General features: G+C 60.5%; 18 protein-coding genes. 13 read left to right on the top strand and 5 right to left on the bottom strand.

Annotated features, from left to right (window positions below; translation table 11 throughout):
- The first annotated feature begins 11 nt into the window (after positions 1-11).
- A complete protein-coding gene (locus tag AC097W_RS15290; RefSeq protein WP_479603481.1) occupies positions 12-4,121 on the top strand; it encodes a YhdP family protein in 4,110 nt (1,369 codons plus the stop codon).
- On the top strand, positions 4,118-4,933 hold the full coding sequence (locus AC097W_RS15295) for a carbon-nitrogen hydrolase family protein (RefSeq protein ID WP_479603482.1): 816 nt from the start codon (positions 4,118-4,120) through the stop codon (positions 4,931-4,933). The genes AC097W_RS15290 and AC097W_RS15295 overlap by 4 nt, the downstream gene beginning before the upstream one ends.
- A gap of 33 nt (positions 4,934-4,966) precedes the next feature.
- On the opposite strand, the gene AC097W_RS15300 is transcribed toward AC097W_RS15295, so the two are convergent.
- Positions 4,967-5,134: a hypothetical protein gene (locus tag AC097W_RS15300; RefSeq protein WP_479603483.1), complete on the bottom strand. Its 168-nt coding sequence runs from the start codon at positions 5,132-5,134 to the stop codon at positions 4,967-4,969.
- Between AC097W_RS15300 and mltA the strand changes: the two genes are divergently transcribed.
- Positions 5,067-6,272 (top strand): murein transglycosylase A, encoded by a 1,206-nt coding sequence (gene mltA, locus AC097W_RS15305; protein WP_479603484.1) that lies wholly within the window; start codon positions 5,067-5,069, stop codon positions 6,270-6,272. The two genes, AC097W_RS15300 and mltA, sit on opposite strands and share 68 nt — an antisense overlap.
- Positions 6,273-6,337: 65 nt before the next feature.
- Entirely contained in the window at positions 6,338-7,300 is a 963-nt protein-coding gene (locus AC097W_RS15310) for a chemotaxis protein (RefSeq protein ID WP_479603485.1), read from the top strand.
- Between the two features lie 63 nt (positions 7,301-7,363).
- Here the strand turns inward: AC097W_RS15310 and AC097W_RS15315 are convergent, their stop codons facing one another.
- Positions 7,364-7,864 carry an Lrp/AsnC family transcriptional regulator gene (locus AC097W_RS15315; RefSeq protein WP_479603486.1) on the bottom strand — a complete coding sequence of 167 codons (501 nt, stop codon included), beginning with the start codon at positions 7,862-7,864 and terminating at the stop codon, positions 7,364-7,366.
- A gap of 174 nt (positions 7,865-8,038) precedes the next feature.
- Here AC097W_RS15315 and AC097W_RS15320 point away from each other — a divergent pair, with 174 nt between their 5' ends.
- The 5 genes from AC097W_RS15320 (at position 8,039) to AC097W_RS15340 (ending at position 17,634) form a co-directional block, all read left to right on the top strand.
- On the top strand, positions 8,039-11,680 hold the full coding sequence (locus AC097W_RS15320) for an indolepyruvate ferredoxin oxidoreductase family protein (protein ID WP_479603487.1): 3,642 nt from the start codon (positions 8,039-8,041) through the stop codon (positions 11,678-11,680).
- A gap of 139 nt (positions 11,681-11,819) precedes the next feature.
- Complete coding sequence (gene yajC, locus AC097W_RS15325) at positions 11,820-12,152, top strand: preprotein translocase subunit YajC (RefSeq protein ID WP_479603488.1); 333 nt, start codon at positions 11,820-11,822, stop codon at positions 12,150-12,152.
- A gap of 36 nt (positions 12,153-12,188) precedes the next feature.
- The gene (secD, locus tag AC097W_RS15330; RefSeq protein WP_479603489.1) at positions 12,189-14,069 is read left to right on the top strand and encodes a protein translocase subunit SecD; all 1,881 of its coding nucleotides are present in this window, start codon (positions 12,189-12,191) and stop codon (positions 14,067-14,069) included.
- An 11-nt stretch (positions 14,070-14,080) separates the two neighbouring features.
- Entirely contained in the window at positions 14,081-15,034 is a 954-nt protein-coding gene (gene secF, locus AC097W_RS15335) for a protein translocase subunit SecF (protein ID WP_479603490.1), read from the top strand.
- A gap of 14 nt (positions 15,035-15,048) precedes the next feature.
- Positions 15,049-17,634 (top strand): DUF1631 family protein, encoded by a 2,586-nt coding sequence (locus AC097W_RS15340; protein WP_479603491.1) that lies wholly within the window; start codon positions 15,049-15,051, stop codon positions 17,632-17,634.
- 34 nt (positions 17,635-17,668) lie between these two features.
- On the opposite strand, the gene AC097W_RS15345 is transcribed toward AC097W_RS15340, so the two are convergent.
- From AC097W_RS15345 to AC097W_RS15355, 3 genes are all read right to left on the bottom strand, one after another.
- Complete coding sequence (locus AC097W_RS15345) at positions 17,669-18,166, bottom strand: Smg family protein (protein WP_479603492.1); 498 nt, start codon at positions 18,164-18,166, stop codon at positions 17,669-17,671.
- 98 nt (positions 18,167-18,264) lie between these two features.
- Positions 18,265-19,428, bottom strand: a complete 1,164-nt coding sequence (gene dprA, locus AC097W_RS15350) for a DNA-processing protein DprA (protein ID WP_479603493.1) — start codon at positions 19,426-19,428, stop codon at positions 18,265-18,267.
- A 30-nt stretch (positions 19,429-19,458) separates the two neighbouring features.
- Entirely contained in the window at positions 19,459-20,676 is a 1,218-nt protein-coding gene (locus tag AC097W_RS15355) for a LysM peptidoglycan-binding domain-containing protein (RefSeq protein ID WP_479603494.1), read from the bottom strand.
- 144 nt (positions 20,677-20,820) lie between these two features.
- Between AC097W_RS15355 and def the strand changes: the two genes are divergently transcribed.
- From def to AC097W_RS15375, 4 genes are read left to right on the top strand one after another with little or no spacing between them, the layout of a single operon-like run.
- On the top strand, positions 20,821-21,330 hold the full coding sequence (gene def / locus AC097W_RS15360; protein WP_479603495.1) for a peptide deformylase: 510 nt from the start codon (positions 20,821-20,823) through the stop codon (positions 21,328-21,330).
- 25 nt (positions 21,331-21,355) lie between these two features.
- Positions 21,356-22,363: a methionyl-tRNA formyltransferase gene (gene fmt, locus AC097W_RS15365; protein ID WP_479603496.1), complete on the top strand. Its 1,008-nt coding sequence runs from the start codon at positions 21,356-21,358 to the stop codon at positions 22,361-22,363.
- An 8-nt stretch (positions 22,364-22,371) separates the two neighbouring features.
- Entirely contained in the window at positions 22,372-23,118 is a 747-nt protein-coding gene (locus AC097W_RS15370; RefSeq protein ID WP_479603497.1) for an AzlC family ABC transporter permease, read from the top strand.
- A 2-nt stretch (positions 23,119-23,120) separates the two neighbouring features.
- Entirely contained in the window at positions 23,121-23,483 is a 363-nt protein-coding gene (locus AC097W_RS15375) for an AzlD domain-containing protein (protein ID WP_479603498.1), read from the top strand.
- The last annotated feature ends 26 nt before the right edge of the window (positions 23,484-23,509 follow it).

A 23,509-nucleotide genomic window follows, 5' to 3' on the forward strand; every position in this document is an offset into this window, starting at 1 on the left:
TCATTTTCACGATGACTGAATTCACGCCAACTCCCTCGCCCCTTTTCAGGGTCGGCGCGGCGACCGTGCGCTTGGCTTTATGGCTGCTGGTGGCTGCGTGGATTGTGTTGGCCATTGTCTGGGGGGGGCTGCATTTTCTGATTGTGCCGCGAATCGCCGAGCTTCGTCCGATGCTCGAGCAACGGGCTTCGGCGGCCCTGGGCATCACCGTACGCATCGGCGCGATTGCGGCCACGTCAAACGGGTTGATTCCGTCGTTTAAGCTGAATGATGTCGTCTTGGTGGACGCGCAGGGACGCGAAGCCCTGCGGCTGCCGTCCGTCTCGGCCTCGCTGTCACCGCGATCGGTATTGGGACTGGGCTTCGAGCAACTGACGATTGATCGACCCGTGCTGGACGTGCGGCGCTCTCTGGATGGACGAATCTGGGTGGCGGGATTCTCTTTATCCGACGGCGCCGAAAAAGACGGGTCGGGCGCGAATTGGGTTTTTTCCCAGGCGGAGCTGGTGATTCGACGTGGCGTGGTGAATTGGACCGACGAACAGCGGGACGTTCCCATGCTGACTTTGACGGACGTGAATTGGGTGCTGCGCAATCAGCACCGCACCCATTCCATGCGGGTGGATGCCAATCCGCCCGCTGATTGGGGCTCCCGCCTCAGTGTCTCGGGTATTTTCAGGCACCCACTTTTGTCCCGCAATGTCGGGTTGTGGCGGGAGTGGCAAGGGCAGTTGTATGCGAATTTCGCGCAAGTCGACTTGGCACAGTTGCGGCGTTATGCCGATCTTCCGGTGGACGTGGCGCAAGGCTCGGGTGCCATGCGCGCATGGGTGGACGTGACCCGCGGTGCCTTGACTGGTGCGACGGCCGATTTGGCGCTGAACGGCGTGAACGTCAAGGTTGATCCGAAACTGGAGGCGCTGACATTGCAACAGGTCGCGGGTCGTCTGGGTGTCAGAGTGGTGGAAGGGGGGATGGAGTATTCAACCCTGGGGCTGCAATTTGACACGGGCGATGGATTGCACTGGCCTGGTGGCAATGTTCGCGTGAGCCTGTTCGATGGTGACCGCCGCATCCCGGCCCGTGGAGAACTGCTTGCCGATCGGCTGGATCTGGCCGCCATGGCCCAGATTGCCAACCGCCTGCCGCTGGGCGAAGCCGTGCACACGGCGCTGACCGAGCTGGCGCCCAAAGGCCTGGTTGAACAGGTTCAGGCGAGCTGGCAGGGACCGCCTGAGCAGCCGACCCAATTCGCCGTCAAAGGGCGCGCGACGCAGCTGGAGCTGGCGGCTCAGACCGATGGAGCCGGCGCCAGACCCGGATTCAAAAGGGCTGATATCGATTTCGATGTCAACCAGTCCGGAGGCAAGGCGATGGTTGCCGTGCAGGGTGGCAGCATCGATTTCCCCGGTGTATTTGATGACCCGGTGATTGCGGTTGATCAACTCGCGGGCGAGGTGCAGTGGAAGCGGGATGCTGCGCAAATCAGCGTGACGGTGCCCAGTCTGCGCTTCAGCAATGCCGACGCCCAGGGAGAACTTCAAGTCAAATGGCAAACCGGTGCGGTCGTTGCCGGCAGCACTGAAGGGGTCGGGCGGTTTCCGGGTGCGCTGGATCTGCAGGGTACCCTCAGCCGGGCGGAGGGCGCCCGTGTATACCGCTATCTCCCGCTGGCGCTGCACCGGGACGTGCGTGACTATGTGCGCGATGCGGTTACCGGTGGCACTGCGTCCGGAGTCAAATTCAAGGTCAAGGGGAATCTGCAGGATTTCCCCTTTGCCACCGCCAAGCAGGGTGATTTCCGCATTTCTGCCAATGTGAAAGACGTTGCGTTCACTTACGCACCCGCCAGTGTGCTGCCCAAGGACAGCCTGCCCTGGCCGGCTCTGACCCAGCTGACAGGCGAGTTTCTCATCGACCATGACGTGCTGCAGATCAAGGCAACCCGTGCCATTTTGGGACAGGGCACTGCATTGCGGATCAGCAAGGCAGAGGGGGTTGTGAACAAGTTGTATGACGGTGCGACCGTGTCCGTTAACGCAGAATTCCAGGGTCCAATGGAGGACACACTGAGCGTTGTGAATGGCTCCCCCTTGAGCGGCTACATGGGAAAGGCACTGGCCCATGCAAGCTTCACGGGGCCGGCCGACTACCGACTGAAGTTGGGTTTTCCCATTGCTGCGGTGGCTCGTGCCACGGTACAAGGGAGCATTACTTTGGCGGGAAATGATCTGCAGGTAACGCCCGAGACGCCCCGACTGACACGGTCACGCGGCGTCGTGTCATTTTCTGAATCGGGATTTTCAGTTGCCGGTGGGCAGGCCAGGGCGCTAGGTGGTGATGTGCGCATCGAAGGAGGCCTGAGTTTCCTCAGCAATGGGGCAGGCGCCAAAGCGGCGCCGCAGGTTCTGCGCATGCAAGGCACGGCCACGGCAGAAGGTCTGCGACAAGCCCGCGAGTTGGGTTTTGCCGCCGGGCTGGCACAGTACGCCACCGGATCTGCCGCATACACCGCCGTGCTGGGCCTGCGCAGTGGCGTGGCGGAGTTGCTGATCAACAGCAACCTGAGTGGCCTGGCCTTGACCCTGCCTGCGCCGTTTGGCAAATCGGCCGAGGCGCAATTGCCCTTGCGTCTGGAAACCTCGGTGGTGCGGTCGACCGTGGGGCCTGGCGCGCTGGATGGCGTGCATGTGCAAGACCAGATCCAGCTCGACGTGGGACGCCTGGCCAACATCGTATACGTGCGGGATGTGTCGGGTATTGAGCCCCGCGTGCTGCGGGGTGCCATCGGGGTGGGCCTGGCTGCCGATGAGTCTGCACCGCTTCCCCCGGATGGGGTGCTGGCCAATATCAGCATGACCAGCGTGGATCTGGACGCCTGGTCCACCGTATTGTCCCGCGCTTCGGGTGCGGACCTTTCGGTGGGCAGTCTGGCCGCGCAGGCCCCCCAATCGGCGGCTGCGGGCATGGGGTACTTGCCGACCAGCATGGCGGTGCGCGCACGCGAGCTCACGCTGGGCGGACGCAAACTCAACAACGTGGTGGTAGGTGCCGGGCGAGAAGGGCTGCTGTGGCGGGCCAACATCAATGCATCGGAGCTCAATGGGTATGTGGAATACCGCCAGTCAAGCGGGGCAACACCCGGACGCCTGTATGGCCGCCTGGCGCGCCTCGCCATCGGGCAGAGCACGGCACAAGACGTCGAGAGCCTGCTCGACGAGCAGCCCGCCAGCATTCCTGCGCTGGATGTCGTGGTGGAAGACTTTGAACTCCGGGGCAAGAAGCTGGGCCGTGTGGAAATGGACGCCGTCAATCTGGCCACCGGAGCCGGACGAGAGCCGGTTCGCGAGTGGCGCCTGAACCGTTTCAACATCATTACCCCAGAGGCCACTTTGACGGCGGGAGGCAACTGGACCAATGTCAGTACCCAGCCTGCTCCTGCGGCCGGTCGCAACATCAAGGAGCGGCGCCGCACCGTCCTGAATTTCAAGCTCGACATGAATGATTCCGGTGAGCTGCTGCAACGTTTTGGCATGAAGGGCGTGATACGCCGGGGGCGCGGCAAGATCGAAGGTCAGGTGGCCTGGATGGGCTCGCCCATCACGCTGGACTATCCCAGCCTGGGCGGTAGTTTCAATGTGAATGTGGAAGAAGGCCAGTTCCTCAAGGCCGATCCGGGTATCGCCAAGCTGCTGGGCGTTTTGAGCCTGCAGTCGCTGCCCCGAAGGCTGGCCCTGGATTTCAGGGATGTCTTCAGTGAAGGCTTTGCCTTTGACTTTCTGCGCGGCGATGTGGCCATTAACCAGGGTATCGCGCGCACCAACAACCTGCAAATGAAGGGCGTCAACGCCGCCGTGCTGATGGAAGGCCAGGCGGACATTGCCAGGGAAACCCAGGCGATCAAGGTGGTGGTGGTTCCGGAAATTAACGCAGGCAGCGCTTCGCTGATTGCATCGGCCATCAACCCGGTCGTCGGGCTGACCACGTTTCTGGCCCAGCTCATATTGCGCAAACCACTGATCGAGGCCGCCACCCAGGAATTCCTGATCGACGGCACCTGGGTCGATCCCCGTGTGTCCAAAGTGGACCGCAAGACGGGAAAACCTGAGGAGTCAAAATGAAAGTCGCAGCCATCCAGATGGTGTCCACGGGAAACCTGGACGACAATTTGCAGCAGGCCCGTGCGCTGCTGGAGCAAGCCGCACAGGCTGGAGCCGAGTTGGCGGTGCTGCCGGAATACTTCTGCCTGATTGGCCAGCACGACACCGACAAGCTGGCTATTCAGGAGGAGTTTGGTGCCGGTCCTATCCAACAATTTTTGTCGGGTACGGCGCGGGATTTGGGCTTGTGGCTGGTGGCGGGCACGCTGCCGCTGACGGCCCCCGAGCCCGACCGGGTCTACAACAGCAGCCTGGTGTTCAACCCGCAGGGCGCGTGCGTGGCGCGCTACGACAAGATTCATTTGTTTCGCTATGACAATGGACGTGAGTCGTACGACGAATCCCGCGTGCTCAGCCGGGGCGCGACACCCACCCGGTTTGATTTGCCCTCTCGGGACGGGAACGTCTGGCAGGTGGGCCTGAGCGTGTGCTATGACCTGCGTTTTGCCGAGCTGTACCGCACCCATGCGCAGCACGGCGTGCACCTGATCCTGGTGCCCAGCGCCTTCACCCATACCACCGGTCAGGCGCACTGGGAAGTGTTGCTGCGGGCCCGTGCCATCGAGAATCTGGCGTTTGTGGCCGCGGCGGCCCAGGGCGGCGTGCACCCCAGCGGACGGCGCACATGGGGGCAGAGCCTGCTCATCGATCCCTGGGGGAAAATTCTGGCCGAACGCGCGCAGGAAGCAGGCGTGGTGTGTGCCGAGCTTGATTTCCAGACCCTGGTGCAGTGCCGCTCCCAGTTGCCCTCCTTACAGCACCGGGTGCTATGAATTCAGGAGCTTCTCACGCATACTGCACGGGGGCTACAGGTCACTTTTGTCTGTATTTTTCTCTGCACTGCCTGGCGGCGCAGGCGGCGTATCGGGCGAGCGTGGCAGCTCACCGTTGTCACGGCCCGAAAACATGGTCCACCAGATGATTCCAATGAACAACAAGCCGGCCCCCAGGGCTTCCAGCAATAGCAATGTCATACAGCGGCTCCTCGCCTGTTGGCGAATGGTGGGAAGGGTAGGAATTGCATTGATTGTAGGAACACTGGCCGCCTGCGGCAGTGCGCCCCTGTCAATCCCGCCCCGGGTCGAGGGGGTGCGCACTGTGCCGGCTGATGCCTCCGGCGTGATCAACCAGGCCAAAAGTCGCTGGGTTCCTGCGCCATGGTCCGACCTGCCGGGCTTCGCCGATGACACCCTGTTTGAAGCCTGGAACGCCTGGCTCAAGAGTTGTGAGCGACCGGTCGCTCCACACGCTGCTTTGTGCTCCGAGGTGCGCCGCCTGAGCATTGGCAGTCCGCAGGAGCAGCGCGCCTGGATGCTGGCGCGCCTGCAGCCCTACCGGGTGGAGACGGCACAGGGCGACGCCGGTGGCTTGCTGACAGCCTACTTCGAACCGGTGCTCGAGGCCAGCCGTGAGCCGGTGGCCGGCTTTACTGTGCCGCTATACCAGCCTCCGGCCGGTCTGGCGCAGCGCAAGCCCTGGTTCACCCGCCAGGAAATGGACACCTTGCCCGAGGCCCAAGCAGCCCTCAAGGGTCGGGTGATTGCCTATGTGGCGGACCCGGTGGACGCGTTGATACTACAGATTCAAGGCTCCGGGCGCATCCGGATCGCTCAGCCAGGTGGGGGTCAGCGCTGGGTGCGTCTGGCATATGCCGGCACCAATGACCACCCTTACCGCAGCGTGGGTCGCTGGCTGTTGGATCAGGGCCTGATCAGGGACGCTTCCTGGCCCGGCATCAAGGCCTGGCTGGTGCAAAACCCGCAGCGCCAGCAGGAACTCCTGTGGAGCAACCCGCGCATGACGTTTTTCAAGGAAGAAGCCATTGCCAATATGGATACGGCCGGTGGCCCACGCGGTGCACAAGGCGTGGCGCTGACGCCCGGGCGCTCCATCGCGGTGGACCCCGGCAGCATTCCCTATGGCACACCGGTCTGGCTGGCTTCCCGCGGGGTACAGGTGAACCTGCAAAAACTGGTGCTGGCGCAGGATACGGGGAGCGCTATTGTGGGAGCGGTCCGGGCCGACTACTTTGCGGGCGCAGGGGCCGAGGCCGGCGAACTGGCTGGGCGACTGAAACAGCCTCTGCAGATGTGGGTCTTGTGGCCCAAATAGGCCAGATCACGTTACCATCCACGGCACGTAACTGCATCTTCAAGCGGTCAACAACGGAAAAAGCCATGAATACAAGCATGCGAGACATTGATGAACGGACCAACCTGGCGGGTAACAGCATGTTTGAGCTGTTGCTGTTTCGTTTGGGCGAAGCACCGGGAACCGATCGTCGCGAGTTGTTTGGAATCAACGTGTTCAAGGTTCGTGAGATTCTGGTCATGCCGGAAATCACCGCCATGGTCAACATGCCCCCTACCGTCATGGGCGTGGCGAATATTCGTGGCCAGATGATCACGGTCATCAATCTGCCGGCGGTGGTGGGTTGCAAGCCGACCAAGGGACTGGGCATTTTGCTGGTCACCGAGTTTGCCCGCACAACCCAGGCCTTCGCAGTCGAAGAAGTCAATGAAATTGTGCGCCTGGAGTGGAAGCACGTGCTGTCTGCCGAGAACAGTGGCGGTGGCCTGGTGACCAGCATTGCGCGCCTTGATGGCAGCGCGGAAAACACCCGCCTGGCCCAAGTGCTGGACGTGGAGCAGATTTTGCGCGATGTGCTGCCGCAGGAGCAAAAGACGAGCGACAGCGGAGAGGGTGTGCCCCAAGTGCGCTTGCCCCCCGGTACCGTTGTTCTCGCGGCCGATGACTCGGCCGTGGCGCGCATGATGATTGAGCAGGGTCTCAAATCCATGGGCGTGCCGTATGTCATGGCCAAAACCGGCAAGGAGGCCTGGGACACACTGGAGGCGATGACCGCCAAAGCGAATGCCGAGGGCAGTTCCATCCAGGATAGAGTGGCCCTGGTACTGACCGATCTGGAAATGCCGGTCATGGACGGTTTCACGCTCACCCGCAACATCAAGCAGGATGGGCGTTTCAAGGGAATTCCGGTCATCATCCACTCTTCACTCACCGGCACCACCAACGAAGGGCATGTGAAGAGCGTCGGCGCAGATGCCTACATTGCCAAGTTTGTAGCCGAAGAGCTGGGTGCCACCATTCGCCAGGTTCTGGAGCGCAACACGCGCTGATGTAAGGCGCAGACGCTATCAAATAAATAGCTGCTTGCGCAGTATCCACGAGGGCTGAGGCCCTTATTTCCTTGAATCCTGAGGAGCGGTGCGCATCAGGTGACCCAGTGGCAAGGCGCTGCTGGCTTTGACCTCCCCCAGTGAAAAGCTGGTGTGGAGGTCTTTTACATTGGGCAGGTTGATCAGCACGTCGCGTGCGAACTGGCTGAAGGTATTGAGGTCGCGGCTCACCACCTGCAACTCAAACGTGCCGGTGCCGCTGATGTAGTGGCAGCTCACCACTTCGGGAATGTTGCGAATGGCGTCTTCCAGTGTGCGCAAAATCTCCCCGGTGTTTTGCGCAGCGTCGAGCCGCACAAAGGCGAGCACGCCCAGCCCGATCTTGTGGCGGCTGATCTCGGCACGGTAGCCGGTGATGAACCCACTGTCTTCCAGTGCACGCACGCGACGCCAGCACGGTGCGGCTGACAAGCCCACGCGCGAGGCGAGTTCGGCATTGGTGAGCCGGCCATCGCTTTGCAGTTCGCCCAGGATGGCGAGGTCGAATTTGTCCAGAGTTTCCATATTCCCGTCTTTTTGCGCAAGATCCTTTCTAAGGATAGCCTGAATCAGGCAAAGAACGCAAAGACAGTTCTGCGAGTCGCGCATACACTGACCCATCAAAAAAAGGAGTCCCCACGAAGGACATCCTTGATCGTGCAAGCCAACGTAAAGCCCATAGCCCGGAGACAAGCCACCATGAACGCACCGCTGCCCCCCCACATCCGCCAATCGCTGGAGACCGTCACCCTCGACGACAAATATTCCCTGGATTACGGGCACGCCTTCATGAGCGGCGTGCAAGCGCTGGTCAAGCTGCCCATGCTGCAGCGCGTGCGCGATATGCGCGTGGGTAAAAACACGGCGGGTTTCATCAGCGGCTACCGGGGCTCGCCGCTGGGAACCTATGACCAGTCCCTGGTCAAGGCCGAAAAATACCTCAAGGCGCACCACGTGGTGTTCCAGCCGGGCGTGAACGAAGAGCTGGCGGCCACCGCCCTGTGGGGTACGCAGCAACTGGGCTTTGCCCCGCCGGGCAGCAACAAATACGATGGCGTGTTTGGCATCTGGTACGGCAAGGGCCCGGGTGTGGACCGCTGCTCGGACGTGTTCAAACACGCCAACATGGCCGGCACCACGCCCTGGGGCGGCGTGATTGCGGTGGCCGGGGATGACCACATTTCCAAAAGCTCCACCGCGGCGCACCAGAGCGACCACATCTTCAAGGCTTGTGGCACGCCGGTGTTCTTCCCGGCCAATGTGCAGGAGATTCTGGACCTGGGTATCCACGCCTTCGCCATGAGCCGCTTCTCGGGTGTGTGGGCGGGCATGAAGACGATTCAGGAGATCGTCGAATCCAGCGCGACCGTGATGATTGACCCGGACCGGGTGCACATCAAAATCCCGACGGACTTTGTGATGCCCCAGGGCGGCGTGCACATCCGCTGGCCCGACGCGGCGCTGGCGCAGGAGGCGCGCCTTTTTGACTACAAATGGTATGCCGCGCTGGCCTACATCCGTGCCAACCGCCTGAACTACAACGTGATTGAGGGGCCGAACGACCGCTTTGGCCTGATGGCCAGCGGCAAGGCCTACAACGATACGCGCCAGGCGCTGCTGGATTTGGGGCTGGACGACGCCACTTGCCGGCGCATTGGCATCCGCCTGCACAAGGTGGGTGTGGTGTGGCCGCTGGAGGCGCAACTTACGCGCGAATTTGCCACTGGCCTGCAAGAGATTCTGGTGGTGGAAGAAAAGCGCCAGGTCATTGAATACCAGCTGAAGGAAGAGCTGTACAACTGGCGCGCCGATGTGCGCCCCACAGTGCTGGGCAAGTTCAACGAGGTGGGATCGGCGGACGGACAGCGGTCGGAATATGGCAGCGGTGGCGAGTGGTCCATGCCCAACCCCATCGCCAGCACCCTCTTGCGTGCCAATGCCGATTTGTCGCCCGCCATCATCGCCCGCGCCATTGCCCAGCGCCTCAAGAAGCTGGGGCTGGATGCGGACACCACGGCACGCGTGGATTCGCAGCTGGCCATTCTGAATGCCAAGGAAAGTGCGATGCAGGTGCTGGAAGTGAGCGGGGTCAAGGGGGCCGAGCGCCAGCCCTGGTTTTGTTCCGGTTGCCCGCACAACACCAGCACCAAGGTGCCCGAGGGCTCACGCGCCATGGCAGGTATTGGCTGCCACTTCATGACGATCTGGATGGACCGCGCCACCGTGGGCTTCACGCAGATGGGCGGCGAGGGCGTGCCGTGGGTCGGGCAGCAGCCTTTCAGTCACGACCAGCACATGTTTGCCAATCTGGGCGATGGCACCTACTTTCACAGCGGGCTGCTGGCGGTGCGCCAGGCCATTGCCGCTGGGGTCAACATCACCTACAAGATTCTTTACAACGATGCGGTCGCCATGACCGGTGGCCAGCAGGTGGGCGAGCGCCCTGAAGGGCACTCCGTTGTGCAGATAGCCCAGTCCATGCGGGCGGAGGGCGCTATCAAAATCGTAGTAGTGACCGACGAGCCCGAGAAGTACGACGGTGTCAAACTCGTCGACGGAGTGGGCGTGCACCACCGTGATGAGCTGGACCGCATCCAGCGTGAGTTTCGGGAAATCAAAGGCACTACCGTCATCATTTACGACCAGACCTGCGCGACTGAGAAGCGCCGCCGCCGCAAGCGGGGCACGCTGGTGGACCCGACCAAGCGCGTAGTCATCAATGAGCTGGTGTGCGAAGGCTGTGGCGACTGCAGCGTCAAGAGCAATTGCATGAGCGTGGAGCCGCTGGAAACCGAATTCGGCCGCAAGCGCCAGATCAACCAGAGCACCTGCAACAAGGATTACAGCTGCGTCAACGGCTTTTGTCCCAGTTTCGTGACGGTGGAAGGCGGGCAGCTGCGCAAGAAAGCCAAGGGTGCCGCGCCCTCGCCGTTTGAGCTGGGGGCGCTGCCTGAGCCGCAGCTTCACCAGCTGGGTGCGGAGAGCGCCGTCGGTGCTTGGGGGATTGTTGTCGCGGGCGTGGGTGGCACCGGCGTCATCACCATAGGCCAGCTGCTGGGTGTCGCCGCCCATCTGGATGGCAAAGGCGTGGTCACGCAAGATGCAGGTGGCCTGGCCCAAAAAGGCGGTGCCACCTGGAGCCATGTGCTGATCGCCCCCACGCAGGATGCCATTCGCACCACCCGTGTGGGCATGGCCTCGGCCGATTTGATTATTGGTTGCGACCCCATTGTGGTGGCCGGCAAAGAAACCGCCCTGCGCATGCGCCGTGGGCGCACCCATGTCGCACTGAACTCCCATAGCGCGCCCACAGCAGCTTTTGTGCACAATGCCAACTGGACCAATCCTGGGCAGGATTGCCTGGCAGAAATCGCCGAGGTGGTGGGCAAGGAATGCGTCGGGACCTTTGATGCCGACGCCATGGCCACCCAGTTCATGGGTGACAGCATTTACACCAACCCCATCATGTTGGGCTATGCGTGGCAAAAAGGCTGGATCCCGTTGGCGCTGGCCTCGTTGATCCGCGCCATCGAACTCAATGCCGTCGCGGTGGAGAACAACAAGGCCGCTTTTGCCTGGGGCCGGCAGGCTGCGCACGATTGGCCTGCTGTTCAAAAACTGCTCAATCCCGGTCAGGTCGTGGCATTTACGCCCCGCGCAATACAGCCCCTGGATGAGATGGTGCACAAGCGTGTCGCATTCCTGACGGGGTACCAGAATGCGGCCTATGCAGCGCGTTACGCCCACTTTGTGGATCAGGTGCGCCGCGTCGAAGAGGCTTTGCCCGTCTCGGCTTCCATCGTGGCCGCAAGACAACCCGAGCTACCGCTGACCCAGGCAGTCGCCCGTTACCTGTTCAAGCTCATGGCCTACAAGGACGAATACGAGGTGGCACGCCTGCACACCGACACGGCCTTCCTCGCCAAGGTCGGTGCCCAGTTTGAAGGCGACTTCACGCTCCATTACCACTTGGCGCCGCCCTTGCTGTCGCCCCGCAACGCGGCGGGCGAACTGCAAAAACGCAGTTTTGGACCCTGGATGCAAACGGCCTTCCGCCTGCTTGCGCCGCTCAAGGTCTTGCGCGGCGGTCCGCTGGATGTTTTCGGTTACACCGCCGAGCGCCGCCAGGAGCGGGCGCTCGCACAAGAGTATCAAGGTGTTATTGAAGGCATGTTGTCCTTGTTGACGCAGGAAAATAGGGATGCAGCGCTGGCGTTCGCCCGCGTACCGGAGCAAATACGGGGGTTTGGGCATGTCAAGGAGCGGCATCTGGTCGCGGCACGCCAGCAATGGAATGTTCTGCAAGCGCAGTTCCACCGAACGGGTCCCCAAATCTCTTAGGGCCAAGCCGGGCGGCAGAATTGCGATGAACACGGCCCGCTTACAATCGCGGGCTGTTCTCCCCTGCGCGCGCTAGTCAGCGGGCCACCCTGTGTCAGGGTGCGGGTTTGTCGTTATCCCTTGTTTTGTGGAGTTGCCTGTGTTCATTTCTTCTGCTTTTGCCCAAACCGCCCCCGCTGCTGCCGCTGGCGGAGACATGCAGTCCTCGCTGATGAGCATGCTGCCATTGGTGCTGATGTTCGTGGTGTTGTATTTCGTGATGATTCGTCCCCAGATGAAGAAGCAGAAAGAGCACCGCGCCATGATTGAGGCGGTCACCAAAGGGGACGAAGTCGTGACCTCCGGTGGTTTGCTGGGTAAAGTCAGCAAGCTGGGCGACAACTACCTGGGTCTGGAAGTGTCCAATGGCGTTGAAGTACAAATTCAACGCAGCGCCGTGGTACAGGTCTTGCCTAAGGGCACGATCAAGTAGTCCTCGCAACTTCCCTCTACCTTTTTAAGCGCGATCATGAACCGTTATCCGGTGTGGAAATACGCGATCATTCTGATCGCGCTCGTGGTGGGCGGCCTGTACGCTTTGCCCAATGTGTTTGGTGAGGCGCCTGCCGTGCAGATATCGGTGGCCAAGTCATCGATGAAGCTTGATGCCGCTGCCCTGTCCCGCGTGGAAGAGGCACTCAAGACCGCAGGTATTGCGGCAGACGCGGTTGCTCTCGAAGGCACCTCCATCAAGGCCCGTTTCGGCAGCACCGATGTGCAGCTGAAGGCCAAGGATGCGATCCAGAAATCGCTCAACCCCGATGCGGCAGAACCCGGCTATGTGGTGGCGCTCAATCTGCTGTCCCGCTCACCCGCGTGGCTGACCGCCCTGCACGCTTCCCCCATGTACCTGGGGCTGGACTTGCGTGGTGGCGTGCACTTCATGCTGCAAGTCGACATGCAGGCGGCGCTGTCCAAGAAAGCGGAGTCCCTGTCGGGCGATATTCGCACCATCCTGCGGGAAAAGAACGTACGCCACAGCGGTATCAACCGCAATGGTCAGACGATTGAAATCCGTTTCCGCGATACCCAGACCGTAGAGGTGGCCAAGCGTGTCATTCAAGACCAGTTTCCTGATCTGACGACGGTCGAGTCTCCAGAGGGCGCCGAGTTCAAGATGGTGGCATCCATCAAGCCAGTGGCGGCGCGCGCGGTGCAGGACCAGGCGCTCAAACAGAACATCACCACGCTGCACAACCGGATCAACGAGTTGGGCGTTGCAGAACCGGTGATTCAGCAGCAGGGCCAGGACCGCATCGTGGTCCAGTTGCCCGGCGTGCAGGACACAGCCAAGGCCAAAGATATTCTGGGGCGCACCGCCACTCTGGAAATCCGTATGGTGGATGAAGGCACGGAAGCTCGCGCGGCTGAGCAGGGAACCGGTCCGGTGCCATTTGGTTCCGAGCGGTATCTGGAACGCAACGGGCAAGCGGTTATTGTCAAGAAACAGGTCCTGTTGACGGGAGAAAATCTGACGGATGCCCAGCCGGGCTTTGACAGCCAAACCCAGGAACCATCCGTCAATCTGTCGCTCGATGCCAAGGGCGCTCGCATCTTTCGCGATGTAACCCGTGAAAGCATCGGCAAACGCATGGCCATTCTCCTGTTCGAGAAGGGTAAGGGCGAAGTGGTCACGGCGCCGGTCATTCGCTCGGAAATTGGCGGCGGACGGGTCCAGATTTCCGGTCGCATGACCACAGTGGAAGCTAACGACACGGCTTTGTTGCTGCGCGCCGGATCGCTCGCTGCGCCCATGGAAATCATCGAGGAGCGAACGATAGGCCCGAGCCTGGGCGCTGAGAATATTGCCAAAGGCTTCAACAGTGTGACGTGGGGCTTTGTGGCGGTCACGATCTTCATGTGTGCCTATTACATGTTGTTTGGGGTGATTTCCAGCATCGCGCTCGCGTTTAACTTGTTGCTGCTGGTGGCGGTGCTCTCCATGCTGCAAGCCACCTTGACTTTGCCTGGAATGGCCGCCATGGCGCTGGTGCTGGGTATGGCGATCGACGCCAATGTGCTGATCAACGAGCGCATCCGTGAAGAATTACGCAATGGGGCGTCCCCGCAAGCAGCCATCCATGCCGGATATGACCGTGCGTGGGCTACCATCATTGACTCCAACGTGACCACCTTGATTGCCGGGTTGGCATTGCTGGCGTTTGGTTCCGGGCCGGTGCGGGGTTTTGCTGTGGTGCATTGTCTGGGTATCCTGACCAGCATGTTTTCCGGGGTGTTCTTCTCCCGGGGAGTGGTAAATTTATGGTACGGTCGACAAAAGAAACTCAAAAATGTGTCCATAGGGACGGTTTGGCGGCCTGATTCTGGCAATCAGGTCTCGGCAGACTAAAGGGAAACGGCATGGAATTTTTCAAAATCCACCGCGACATTCCGTTCATGCGGCATGCGTTGGTGTTCAATCTGATCTCGCTGGTTACTTTTCTGGCGGCCGTCTTCTTTCTGTTTTCCCGGGGTTTGCATTTGTCGGTGGAATTCACCGGCGGCACGCTGATGGAGGTGAGCTACTCCCAGCCTGCAGACCTCAACGCCATTCGAACCACGGTTGCGTCCCTGGGCATCAACGATGTGCAGGTGCAGAACTTTGGCAATGCGCAGGATGTACTGATCCGCATGCCCGTTCAAAAAGGCAGCAGTTCCGGCCAGCAAAGTGAACGCGTTCTGGCCGCCCTGAAGGGGGGCGATGCTTCAGCCAATCTGCGCCGAACCGAGTTTGTCGGCCCCCAGGTGGGAGACGAACTGGCGGCCGATGGCCTCAAGGCACTGGCGAGTGTGGTCGTCGGCATCATGCTCTACCTGTCGTTGCGCTTCGAGTGGAAGTTTGCGGTGGCTGCCATCATTGCCAACTTGCATGACGTGGTCATTATTCTCGGATTTTTCGCATTTTTTCAGTGGGAGTTCTCGCTGCCGGTACTCGCTGCAGTGCTCGCCGTGCTGGGCTATTCGGTGAACGAATCGGTGGTGATCTTTGACCGGATCCGTGAAAACTTCCGCCGCTATCGCAAGATGAACACGACGCAGATCATCGATAACGCGATCACGTCGACCATCAGCCGCACCATCATTACCCACGGCTCTACCCAATTGATGGTTTTGTCCATGTTGTTGTTTGGTGGCGCGACATTGCACTATTTCGCGCTGGCATTGACGATTGGTATTTTGTTCGGCATTTACTCCTCCGTCTTTGTGGCCGCAGCCATTGCGATGTGGCTCGGTATTCAACGTGAAGACCTGATCAAGGGCCCGGTCAAGAAGGAAGAGGATCCCAGCGATCCTAACGCGGGCGCGACTGTTTGACCGCTTCCTGACCCATGGCAACCCCACCCAGCCTGTCACCCCGATTGCAGTTCGCCAGAGCGGTGCGCGAACGCTTCGTCGCCGAGGCCGGAAAGGCCATGATCGAGATCAGTGGCGCGGTGCATGAACGGATTACCGCCTTGATGGATGAGCCCGCCAATGCGCGGGAAAGCCAGGCGCGACGCGACACCTGGATGGCCTACAAACGGTGTCGCCCGGTCTGGCTGGATGGCACCATGAAGGTGTGGCGGGATTGTCTGGATCCTCCCAAAGACCGAAAATCGGAGAGTGCTGCCAAGGCGGAATCCGGCGGACTGGAATTGGTTGGCACCGAAGTGGTTGAGAACAAGATTCTGGCTTCGCGCATGGTGCTGGCGGTCATGGAGAAAGTCGGCGCGCAACTGGAAGATCTGAAACTCCGCATGCGCTTCCTGGAAGGCACAGAAGAGTTGGACGGACGTGATGTCTTGCGTCCGGAAGTACTGGTTTTGCTGATGGTGGAGCAATGGGCTACTTCGGGTATGCCGGGCGACTCTTGGCCTATGGTCAATGACGTCGTTCAGAAGCTGCTGATAGACCGTTTGACGGTGGCTTATGCCAACGCCAATGAGGTGCTCATTAAAAAGGGTGTCATGCCCACAATCGAGTTGAAGGACCGCGTCAAAGCCAGGGTGCGCAGTGCGACGCCGCCGCGGTCACGGCCATCGGTGGATTCGTCGAATGCTCCCATGCAATCTGGTGGGGTTCCACTTGGGGCATATGGTGATGCTGGTGATGGCAGTTCCTACGCGCCAGGTCAAACATACGGCAGTCCGGGGGGACGATCAAACCAGGGTGTGGCTCCGTCCGGCTCCGGTAATGGGGCGCCTGCGCCACGTGGGGGTGGGCTTTTCGGTGGTCGTTTGGGTTGGGGCCAAGCTGGCGCCAATGCGGCCCAAGCCGGGGGAGAGGCCGCGTCCGCAGGCCCGCCAAGTTCCGGCGGACAGGGACCGACATCTTCTCCGTCCGCGCCATTCTGGAAACAGGGAGCTGGAGGGCAAAGCGGGCCGGGGCAAAATTACGGGGCTTCCGATGAAACCCGGATGATGACGTCCAACACGCCTTTGGCGCGTGCCCGTAGCCGGGCGCAGGGGGTCATTGGACAGATTCGCCGCATGTTTGTCAGCCACGGCGGTGGGGATTTTTCAGGTACTGCGCATCAGGCGCCATCACCAGCCTTGGCTGCAGCACTTGCGCCTCCCCGTCCAGGACACGCTGCCGCCTACGCGTCAGGAGGCACCCTTTATCAGGATTTCAGCCCCGCGGGGATGGCGCGGGTAGCGGGTGACCTGCGCGAGAAGACGGCTGAGCTCAAAAAGAAAGCGGAGACCAAGGGTGAAAAGGCGACGATTGAAATCGTTGCCCTGATGTTTCAGGCGATCCTTGCCGAAGAACGCATTCCCCCCGGCATTCGAGTGTGGTTTGCCCGCCTGCAAATGCCGGTGCTGCGGGTCGCGCTGGAAGATCCCGATTTTTTTGGCACCACCACGCACCCGGCGCGCTTGTTGATTGACCGCATGGGGTCGTGCGTGATGGGGTTCGATTCAGCGGGTGTACATGGTGGCGCGATGGAGACTGAAATCAAGCGCATCGTGCAAGTGATCGAGCAGTACCCGGAAACGGGTAAGAAGGTGTACCAGATTGTTTACGATGAATTTCAGAAATTCCTGGGCAAGTTCCTGACCGAGAAAGGACCTGCCAAGAAGGTGGTGAGCGTTGCGCAACAGGTGGAGCAAAAGGAGACGCTCACCATTCAATACACCATTGAGATGCGCAACATGCTCAAGGACATGCCCGTGCGTGATGAGATCAGGGATTTCCTGTTCAAGGTTTGGGCTGAGGTGCTGGCGGTAGCGGCGGTGCGTAAGGGTCCACAACACGCGGATACATTGACGCTAAAAAAATCGGCGACTGATCTGGTATGGGCGGCCAGCGCTAAGCCCAACCGTGCTGACCGCGCACGCGTTATTCAGGATCTGCCCAATTTGCTGTTGCGCCTGCGTTCGGGCATGACTTTGCTTGCAATGGCGCCCTCTGAGCAGGAGCGCCACGTCAAGACGATCAGTGACACCCTGGCCGATGCGTTTATGTCCAAGACGCAAGCCATCCCACAAGCCAAGATTGACGCCATGGCCCAGCGGTTGGGCAATTTGGAAGATTTTGTCAGTGAAGATGGTATGGGTGATTTGCCACTGGATTCGGAGAGCATCGAGATGATGCTTGGCATCGATGCGTCGGACATCGAAGTGGTTGCGAATGGCGGATCAAAACCTACTGCGGCCATGCTGGCCTGGGCGCAGGAGTTGCAACTGGGCTCCTGGTACACCTTGGACCACAACAATCAGATCACGCAGGTACAGTTTGCCTGGCGCAGCGACCGCAAGCATTTGAATTTGTTTGCCGCAACCTCAGGCAAGAGCTTCTTGATTCAGGCAGGTCGTCTCGCGGCCTATCTGCAAGCGGGCCTGCTCCTGCCGCAAGAAGAAGAAACGCTAACCGTGCGTGCTACGCGCGACGCCATGACCAAGCTGGAAGCCAACCCCGAACGGTTGTTGGCCTGATCGGATCAGGGTGGTTGGCGAACAGCCCTGGCGGCTAGTGGGCTACGCGTTCGCACAAGTCGTCGCACAACTCGTCGAGAACCAACGCATCAGGCTCCTGTCCGAAGCTCCAGTACACCATCAGGATGATAATTTTCAGGTCGTCCAGTGACACGGGTGAGCCAGGAGCCGCCATGGCGCGATCAATAACGACCTCGCGCATGGGCGCTGGCAATACGCCGGCAGACTCCAGGAAACTGATAAAACCCAAGCATTGGGTACCCAAATGATTTTGCTCGGCCGCAGGGTAGATACGGACACTGGCAGGGGAAGGCTCCCGCAGCCAAGGCTCAGGCGGTGTGGGCTGCGAAGTGCTGACGCAACCAGATGAACCGCGCGCCGCAGTGTTGAGGCCGTTGAGCCACGTCATCGCATCGTCGATCTCTTCTGACTCAAAACCAACGGCATTGAGCTTACGCTCCAGATGCGCCGGTTCAGGGCAACTGTCCCCGGCGTAATAGTTTTCGTAGACGAACACAAGTACTTCAAACATGGTGCCAATATAGCGCAGAAAATTCTGCTTCGCACGGTCTGATGGACTTGCCCCGCTATTCCGCGTTTAGCCAGCGTGGGTACGCAAATTCACACCCATCAACCACGTGCTATCCGCTGAAACAGCCCACCCGGCAAGCGCGCGACATGGCCATGTATTTCGAGCTCCATTAGTTGGGCCTGGAGCGTCGGTGTGTCCAGGCCGGTGCGGGCCTGTAACGCATCCAGCCCGGTGGGGTCATAGCCCAAAGCGCCGAGCAAGTCGTTCACCGAATCAGAAAGACCGGTCGCCTCAGTACCATTTGTCTGGCCATCTGCCAAATCCGGTGTGGCATTCGTAGCGTGCCCCAGTTGCAGTTCTTCGAGTACGTCCTGTGCGTTCTCCACCAGTTTGGCACCTTGTTTGATGAGAGCGTGGCAGCCGCGTGCCTGGGTGGAATGGATAGACCCCGGTATGGCGAAAACGTCCTTGCCTTGTTCGGCTGCCAGCCGTGCCGTGATCAATGAGCCGGACTTCAATGCCGCTTCGACCACCAGCGTGCCGCAAGAAAGCCCCGCAATGAGGCGGTTGCGCTTGGGGAAGTTGGCGGGAACCGGGGGTGTGCCCAGCGCGTATTCGCTGAGCAATACCCCACGCTGCGCGATGCGGTGAGCCAGGTTCAGGTGCTGTTTAGGGTAAACGCGGTCCAGTCCGGTCCCCACCACGGCAATGGTGGCCAATTGACCGGTGGGTGCTCCGTCGAGCGCCCCTTCGTGGGCTGCGCCGTCGACACCCAGTGCAAGACCCGAAACGATGGTCAGCCCGGCCTCTGCGAGCGCTTGAGAAAACTGCCGGGCGTTGGCCGCACCCTGTGGTGTCGGGTTGCGGCTTCCCACCACGGCGATCGAGCGCGGAGCACACAAGGCCAGCCCGCCACTTTGCCAGGCCGCGGGCGTTCCCATACCGTACAGCAGCAAAGGCGGATCTTCCATGTTGAGCAGTGATTGCGGGTAGGCCGGATCACCGAGCGTGAGCACTCTGTTTCGCTCTGGGTCAGCCTGAAGCCACTCCCACGTGGTGGTCAACAGCGGCGGCAACTCTGGAGGTTCCCGTTGCAGAGCGGCACTTTGCTGGGCGCTTGCAACCTGGCCCAATGTGGCTGCGGGCTGTTCAAAGATGCGATTCGGCAGGCCAAATGCAGTTAACAGCCTGCGTGCGGTTGCATTACCCACGCCTGGCGTCAGGTGCAAACGCAACCAGACAGCGAGTTCTTCGCGGTCCATCAATTGCACTCGATATGTCGCGGAAGCTGGTCAGCGCGGGTTGGTCAGGCGATCGCCCACGCGAACGCCATCGGTGATTTCTAGTATCAGCGCATAGGACAAGCGATCAAATGTGCGGAAAACCATCAGCAGCCCGTTACGTTCGTTGGGTAGCTTCATCACGGGGCGCGCTTCATCGGACTTGTCCACCATGCGCGCGCCATCTTTGAGGATGGCCATGACATGACCGACTTCCATGCCGTCTCGGGTGCCACGGTTGATTGCGACGACTTGATTCTGCGCAGCGTTTACTACGGCATCACCATAGACCGACACGATTCGACCACTCATTTGGGCTTCTGGCGCGTGGGGTGTGTAAGTCTGCAACTGGCGGGGAGGCTCGGGTAGCATGCGGTCGTCCGTCCGCATCTCCGCTTTGGCTGCCATGATGTCTATGGTGGCCGGCACAACCGCATTGCTCAGCGAGCCGTCTTTGTTTTCAATCTCAGCCGTTGTTTCGCCGCGCACCAGCGTGGCTTTGCCCACGTACTGCGCTTCGTATCCCAGCACCTCACCGGTTGTTGGATCTTTCAATGGCGTCGCACTGCGAAAGATACGGAACTGCTGCAGTTGTGGCTGATCGTCCATTAAGGGTTTTCCGCTCGGTCCGCGCGCGTAGGCGCGGTCTCCCGTAGTCACCATCACACGCCCTTCCTGGGTGGATACGATGCGGGGCGCCGCCCTGAGCCCCATTTCATCCACGATGATTGCTTCAGACAGGAAGGCCTCGATCACGTTGGGTTGCAAAGTGGAGAGTGCCCCGTTGGGGAGAGCCTCATACCGGGTTCGTGGGGATACACGCACGGTGTCCGTGGGGGCTTCGTCGGTGACCTGTGCGCCCTCGACACGCAGGCGGGCAACGCCGTTTTTGCGTTCCAGAACCAGAATCTGCCCGGGATAAATCAGGTGCGGGTTCTTGATGTCGCTCAGATTCATGCCCCACAACTCGGGCCAGCGCCACGCACGCTTCAGAAACAAACCGGAAATGGCCCACAGCGTGTCGCCGCTTTTGACCGTGTAGCGATCGGGTGCGCTGGCGGCCAGTTCGTTCAGCGGCACGCCTTTATCGGCTACCTGATTGGCTGTTTGCCTTTGATCGGGGGTGATCGGAAAGTTCTGCCCCCATGCGGGAGCGGCCACTAACGCACTGACCAATGTAGTCAGCGCGGCTATTGCCACTGTGGATTTCGCCATTAGATGTGTCGTCATATCGTGCCGCAGTCCGAAGGAGTAACTTGATAATTTACGCACGATTTTGCGCTCAAGCCCTTGATTCGGCAACGTTTTTGGCGGATGGACTGTGCTGCGAGCCCTAAAAGTGGCGAAAATAGCGACATCTTCGAAAAAGAACCCATGGCTTTACTTTCCATTCTTTGTTATCCAGACCCCAAGTTGCACAAGGTTGCCAAACCGGTTGCCACAGTGGATGCGCGCATCCGTGCGATCGCCGCCGACATGATTGAAACGATGTACGACGCCAAGGGCATCGGCCTGGCGGCCACACAAATCGATGTTCATGAACGTCTGATCGTGATTGACGTGTCCGAGGAGCGCGACGAGCCGCTGGTGCTGATCAACCCCGAACTCGTCTGGACCAGCCCCACCACCCACGTCAATGAGGAAGGTTGCCTGTCCGTGCCTGGCATTTACGACGGCGTGGAGCGTTTTGACGCTGTCCATGTGCGGGCAATGGACCTCAATGGGCAAGTACGAACGATTGAAGCCGACGAGTTGCTGGCGGTTTGTATCCAGCACGAAATGGATCACTTGATGGGCAAGGTGTTCGTGGAGTACCTTTCGCCACTCAAGCGCAACCGCATCAAGAAAAAAATGCTCAAGGCCCAACGCGAGGATGAGCGATGAGGGCATCGCCCGCCCGCTGCGCGTCATGAGGGTTATCTTCGCGGGTACGCCCGAATTCGCCCGGGTGGCTCTTGAACGTTTGCACGCCAGTGGACACACCATTCCCCTGGTCCTGACCCAACCCGATCGCCCGGCTGGACGCGGCATGAAACTGCACCCTTCGGCAGTCAAGCAGTTCGCCCTGGACCACGCAATCCCCGTGGCGCAACCGCGCAGCTTGCGACTGGATGGCAAGTATCCGCAGGACGCAGAGGCTGCGCGCCAGGCTATGGCTGAGGCAGACGCTGACGTCATGGTAGTAGCCGCCTACGGTCTGATCCTGCCGCAATGGGTGCTGGATGACATGGTGGCGTCGCGCACGAATGGTCAGCGTCGCTTGGGGTGCTTGAATATTCACGGCTCCTTGTTGCCGCGCTGGCGGGGTGCTGCACCGATTCACCGCGCCATTGAGGCGGGCGATACCGAAACCGGGGTCACCATCATGCAAATGGATGCCGGCCTGGACACCGGGGACATGCTGCTGGTGCAAAGCGTGCCGATTGGCGAGCAGGACACCACGGGCTTCCTGCATGATCAGTTGGCGAATAGGGGTGCTGACATGGTGGTGCAGGCGCTGGATCGGGCGGCTGCAGGGCGCCTGCAGCCCCAAACCCAGCCTGAAGCAGGAGTCACGTACGCCCACAAGATTGAAAAACACGAGGCGGCGATCGACTGGCACCAGAGCGCGCAGATCATCGCTCGGCGGGTGCGGGCATTCAATCCATTTCCTGGGGCCAGCACCGTGCTGAATGGTGAAACCATCAAAGTGTGGTCTGCCCATGTGGCGTCGTCTGATCAGGCGCGCGCAGCGTCTGCGGCCAGTATGCCAGTGGATTCGGGCACTATTGTGGCGGTAGCCCCCGAGGGTATTGCGGTAGTAGCTATGAATTCGATAGCAATTTTGACGGAGTTGCAGCGTCCTGGTGGCAAGAGGCTGCCGGTGGCAGACTTCCTGCGCGGCTTTGACGTTCAGCCAGGCATGCGGCTGGGCTGACCTTCGGCATGTTTTTTCTGCGCGCCAATTACCGGCACCCTGAATTTCGCCAGGGTTTCACCGACATGCTGGGCGTCGCACCCGGGATTGCCGCATGGGGGTTGATGACGGGCGTGGCGATGGTCAAGTCCGGCATGAGCACCTTTGAGGCGCTTCTCATGGCCCTGATCGTGTTTGCCGGCAGTTCCCAGCTGGCGGCCATTCCGCTGATTTTGGCGGGAGCACCCATGTGGGTGATTCTGGCCACCGGGTTGTGCGTGAATTTGCGGTTTGTGGTGTTCAGTGTGCACATGCGGCCCTATGTGATGCACCTGCCGCGCTGGCAGCGGCTGGTGACCGGCTACCTGACGGCGGATTTGACCTACGTATTGTTTGTCAAACGTTTCACCAAGCCCGCGACCGACGCCCGGGGGCATGCCGCCCAAATGGCGTATCTGGCGGGCAACGGCGGTATCAACTGGTTCAGCTGGACCTTTTTCAGCGTGCTGGGTGTCGTATTGGCTAACGCTATTCCGGCGCAATGGGGCTTGGGGTTTGCGGGCATTCTGGCGCTGGTCGGCATGCTGTGCTCACTGGCATCGAGCCGCTTGCGCTGGGTGTCAGCCACCGTTGCGGGTACCGCTGCGGTGGCTGCCTTTGCCCTGCCCCTGAAGCTCAATATTCTGGTGGCTATCGCCGCCGCAGTGGCGGTGTGCCTGCTTCTGGAAGAGTCGATGCTGCCGCCGTCCAATGCGCCAAGGCGCGGCGGGCGTTGACCATGAACGATTTTTTCGCCGGTGAGACCGATGTCTGGACCCTGGCCACCATCGTGGGCCTGGCGTGCATCACCGTCATTGCGCGCTCGTTCTTCTTTATCTCCGAGAAAAACTGGTCTTTGCCCCACTGGGCGCAGCGCGGTTTGCAATATGCCCCCATTGCAGCCCTGTCGGCGGTCATTGTTCCCGAGATTGTGATGACCCAGGGTGTTCTGATTCATACCTTGCAGGATGCCCGGCTGTACGCCGCGCTGGCGGGTGTCGGCTATTTCTTCTGGCGTCGGGGTGCTGGACAGGTCGTGCTGGGTACCATCGTCACGGGCATGGCGGTGTACCTGCCGCTACACATTGGCCTGGGCTGGTAGCGCTTTTACAATCCCCCCATTAACCC

It is taken from the genome of Rhodoferax sp. GT1R46, assembly GCF_056521285.1.

Excerpts from the sequence above, each read along its gene's own strand:
- AC097W_RS15290 (WP_479603481.1), top strand. The coding sequence starts at position 12 with ATGACTGAATTCACGCCAACTCCCTCGCCCCTTTTCAGGGTCGGCGCG.
- AC097W_RS15295 (WP_479603482.1), top strand. The coding sequence starts at position 4,118 with ATGAAAGTCGCAGCCATCCAGATGGTGTCCACGGGAAACCTGGACGAC.
- mltA (WP_479603484.1), top strand. The coding sequence starts at position 5,067 with ATGGTCCACCAGATGATTCCAATGAACAACAAGCCGGCCCCCAGGGCT.
- AC097W_RS15300 (WP_479603483.1), bottom strand. The coding sequence starts at position 5,134 with ATGACATTGCTATTGCTGGAAGCCCTGGGGGCCGGCTTGTTGTTCATT.
- AC097W_RS15310 (WP_479603485.1), top strand. The coding sequence starts at position 6,338 with ATGAATACAAGCATGCGAGACATTGATGAACGGACCAACCTGGCGGGT.
- AC097W_RS15315 (WP_479603486.1), bottom strand. The coding sequence starts at position 7,864 with ATGGAAACTCTGGACAAATTCGACCTCGCCATCCTGGGCGAACTGCAA.
- AC097W_RS15320 (WP_479603487.1), top strand. The coding sequence starts at position 8,039 with ATGAACGCACCGCTGCCCCCCCACATCCGCCAATCGCTGGAGACCGTC.
- secD (WP_479603489.1), top strand. The coding sequence starts at position 12,189 with ATGAACCGTTATCCGGTGTGGAAATACGCGATCATTCTGATCGCGCTC.
- secF (WP_479603490.1), top strand. The coding sequence starts at position 14,081 with ATGGAATTTTTCAAAATCCACCGCGACATTCCGTTCATGCGGCATGCG.
- AC097W_RS15340 (WP_479603491.1), top strand. The coding sequence starts at position 15,049 with ATGGCAACCCCACCCAGCCTGTCACCCCGATTGCAGTTCGCCAGAGCG.
- AC097W_RS15345 (WP_479603492.1), bottom strand. The coding sequence starts at position 18,166 with ATGTTTGAAGTACTTGTGTTCGTCTACGAAAACTATTACGCCGGGGAC.
- dprA (WP_479603493.1), bottom strand. The coding sequence starts at position 19,428 with ATGGACCGCGAAGAACTCGCTGTCTGGTTGCGTTTGCACCTGACGCCA.
- AC097W_RS15355 (WP_479603494.1), bottom strand. The coding sequence starts at position 20,676 with ATGACGACACATCTAATGGCGAAATCCACAGTGGCAATAGCCGCGCTG.
- def (WP_479603495.1), top strand. The coding sequence starts at position 20,821 with ATGGCTTTACTTTCCATTCTTTGTTATCCAGACCCCAAGTTGCACAAG.
- fmt (WP_479603496.1), top strand. The coding sequence starts at position 21,356 with ATGAGGGTTATCTTCGCGGGTACGCCCGAATTCGCCCGGGTGGCTCTT.
- AC097W_RS15370 (WP_479603497.1), top strand. The coding sequence starts at position 22,372 with ATGTTTTTTCTGCGCGCCAATTACCGGCACCCTGAATTTCGCCAGGGT.
- AC097W_RS15375 (WP_479603498.1), top strand. The coding sequence starts at position 23,121 with ATGAACGATTTTTTCGCCGGTGAGACCGATGTCTGGACCCTGGCCACC.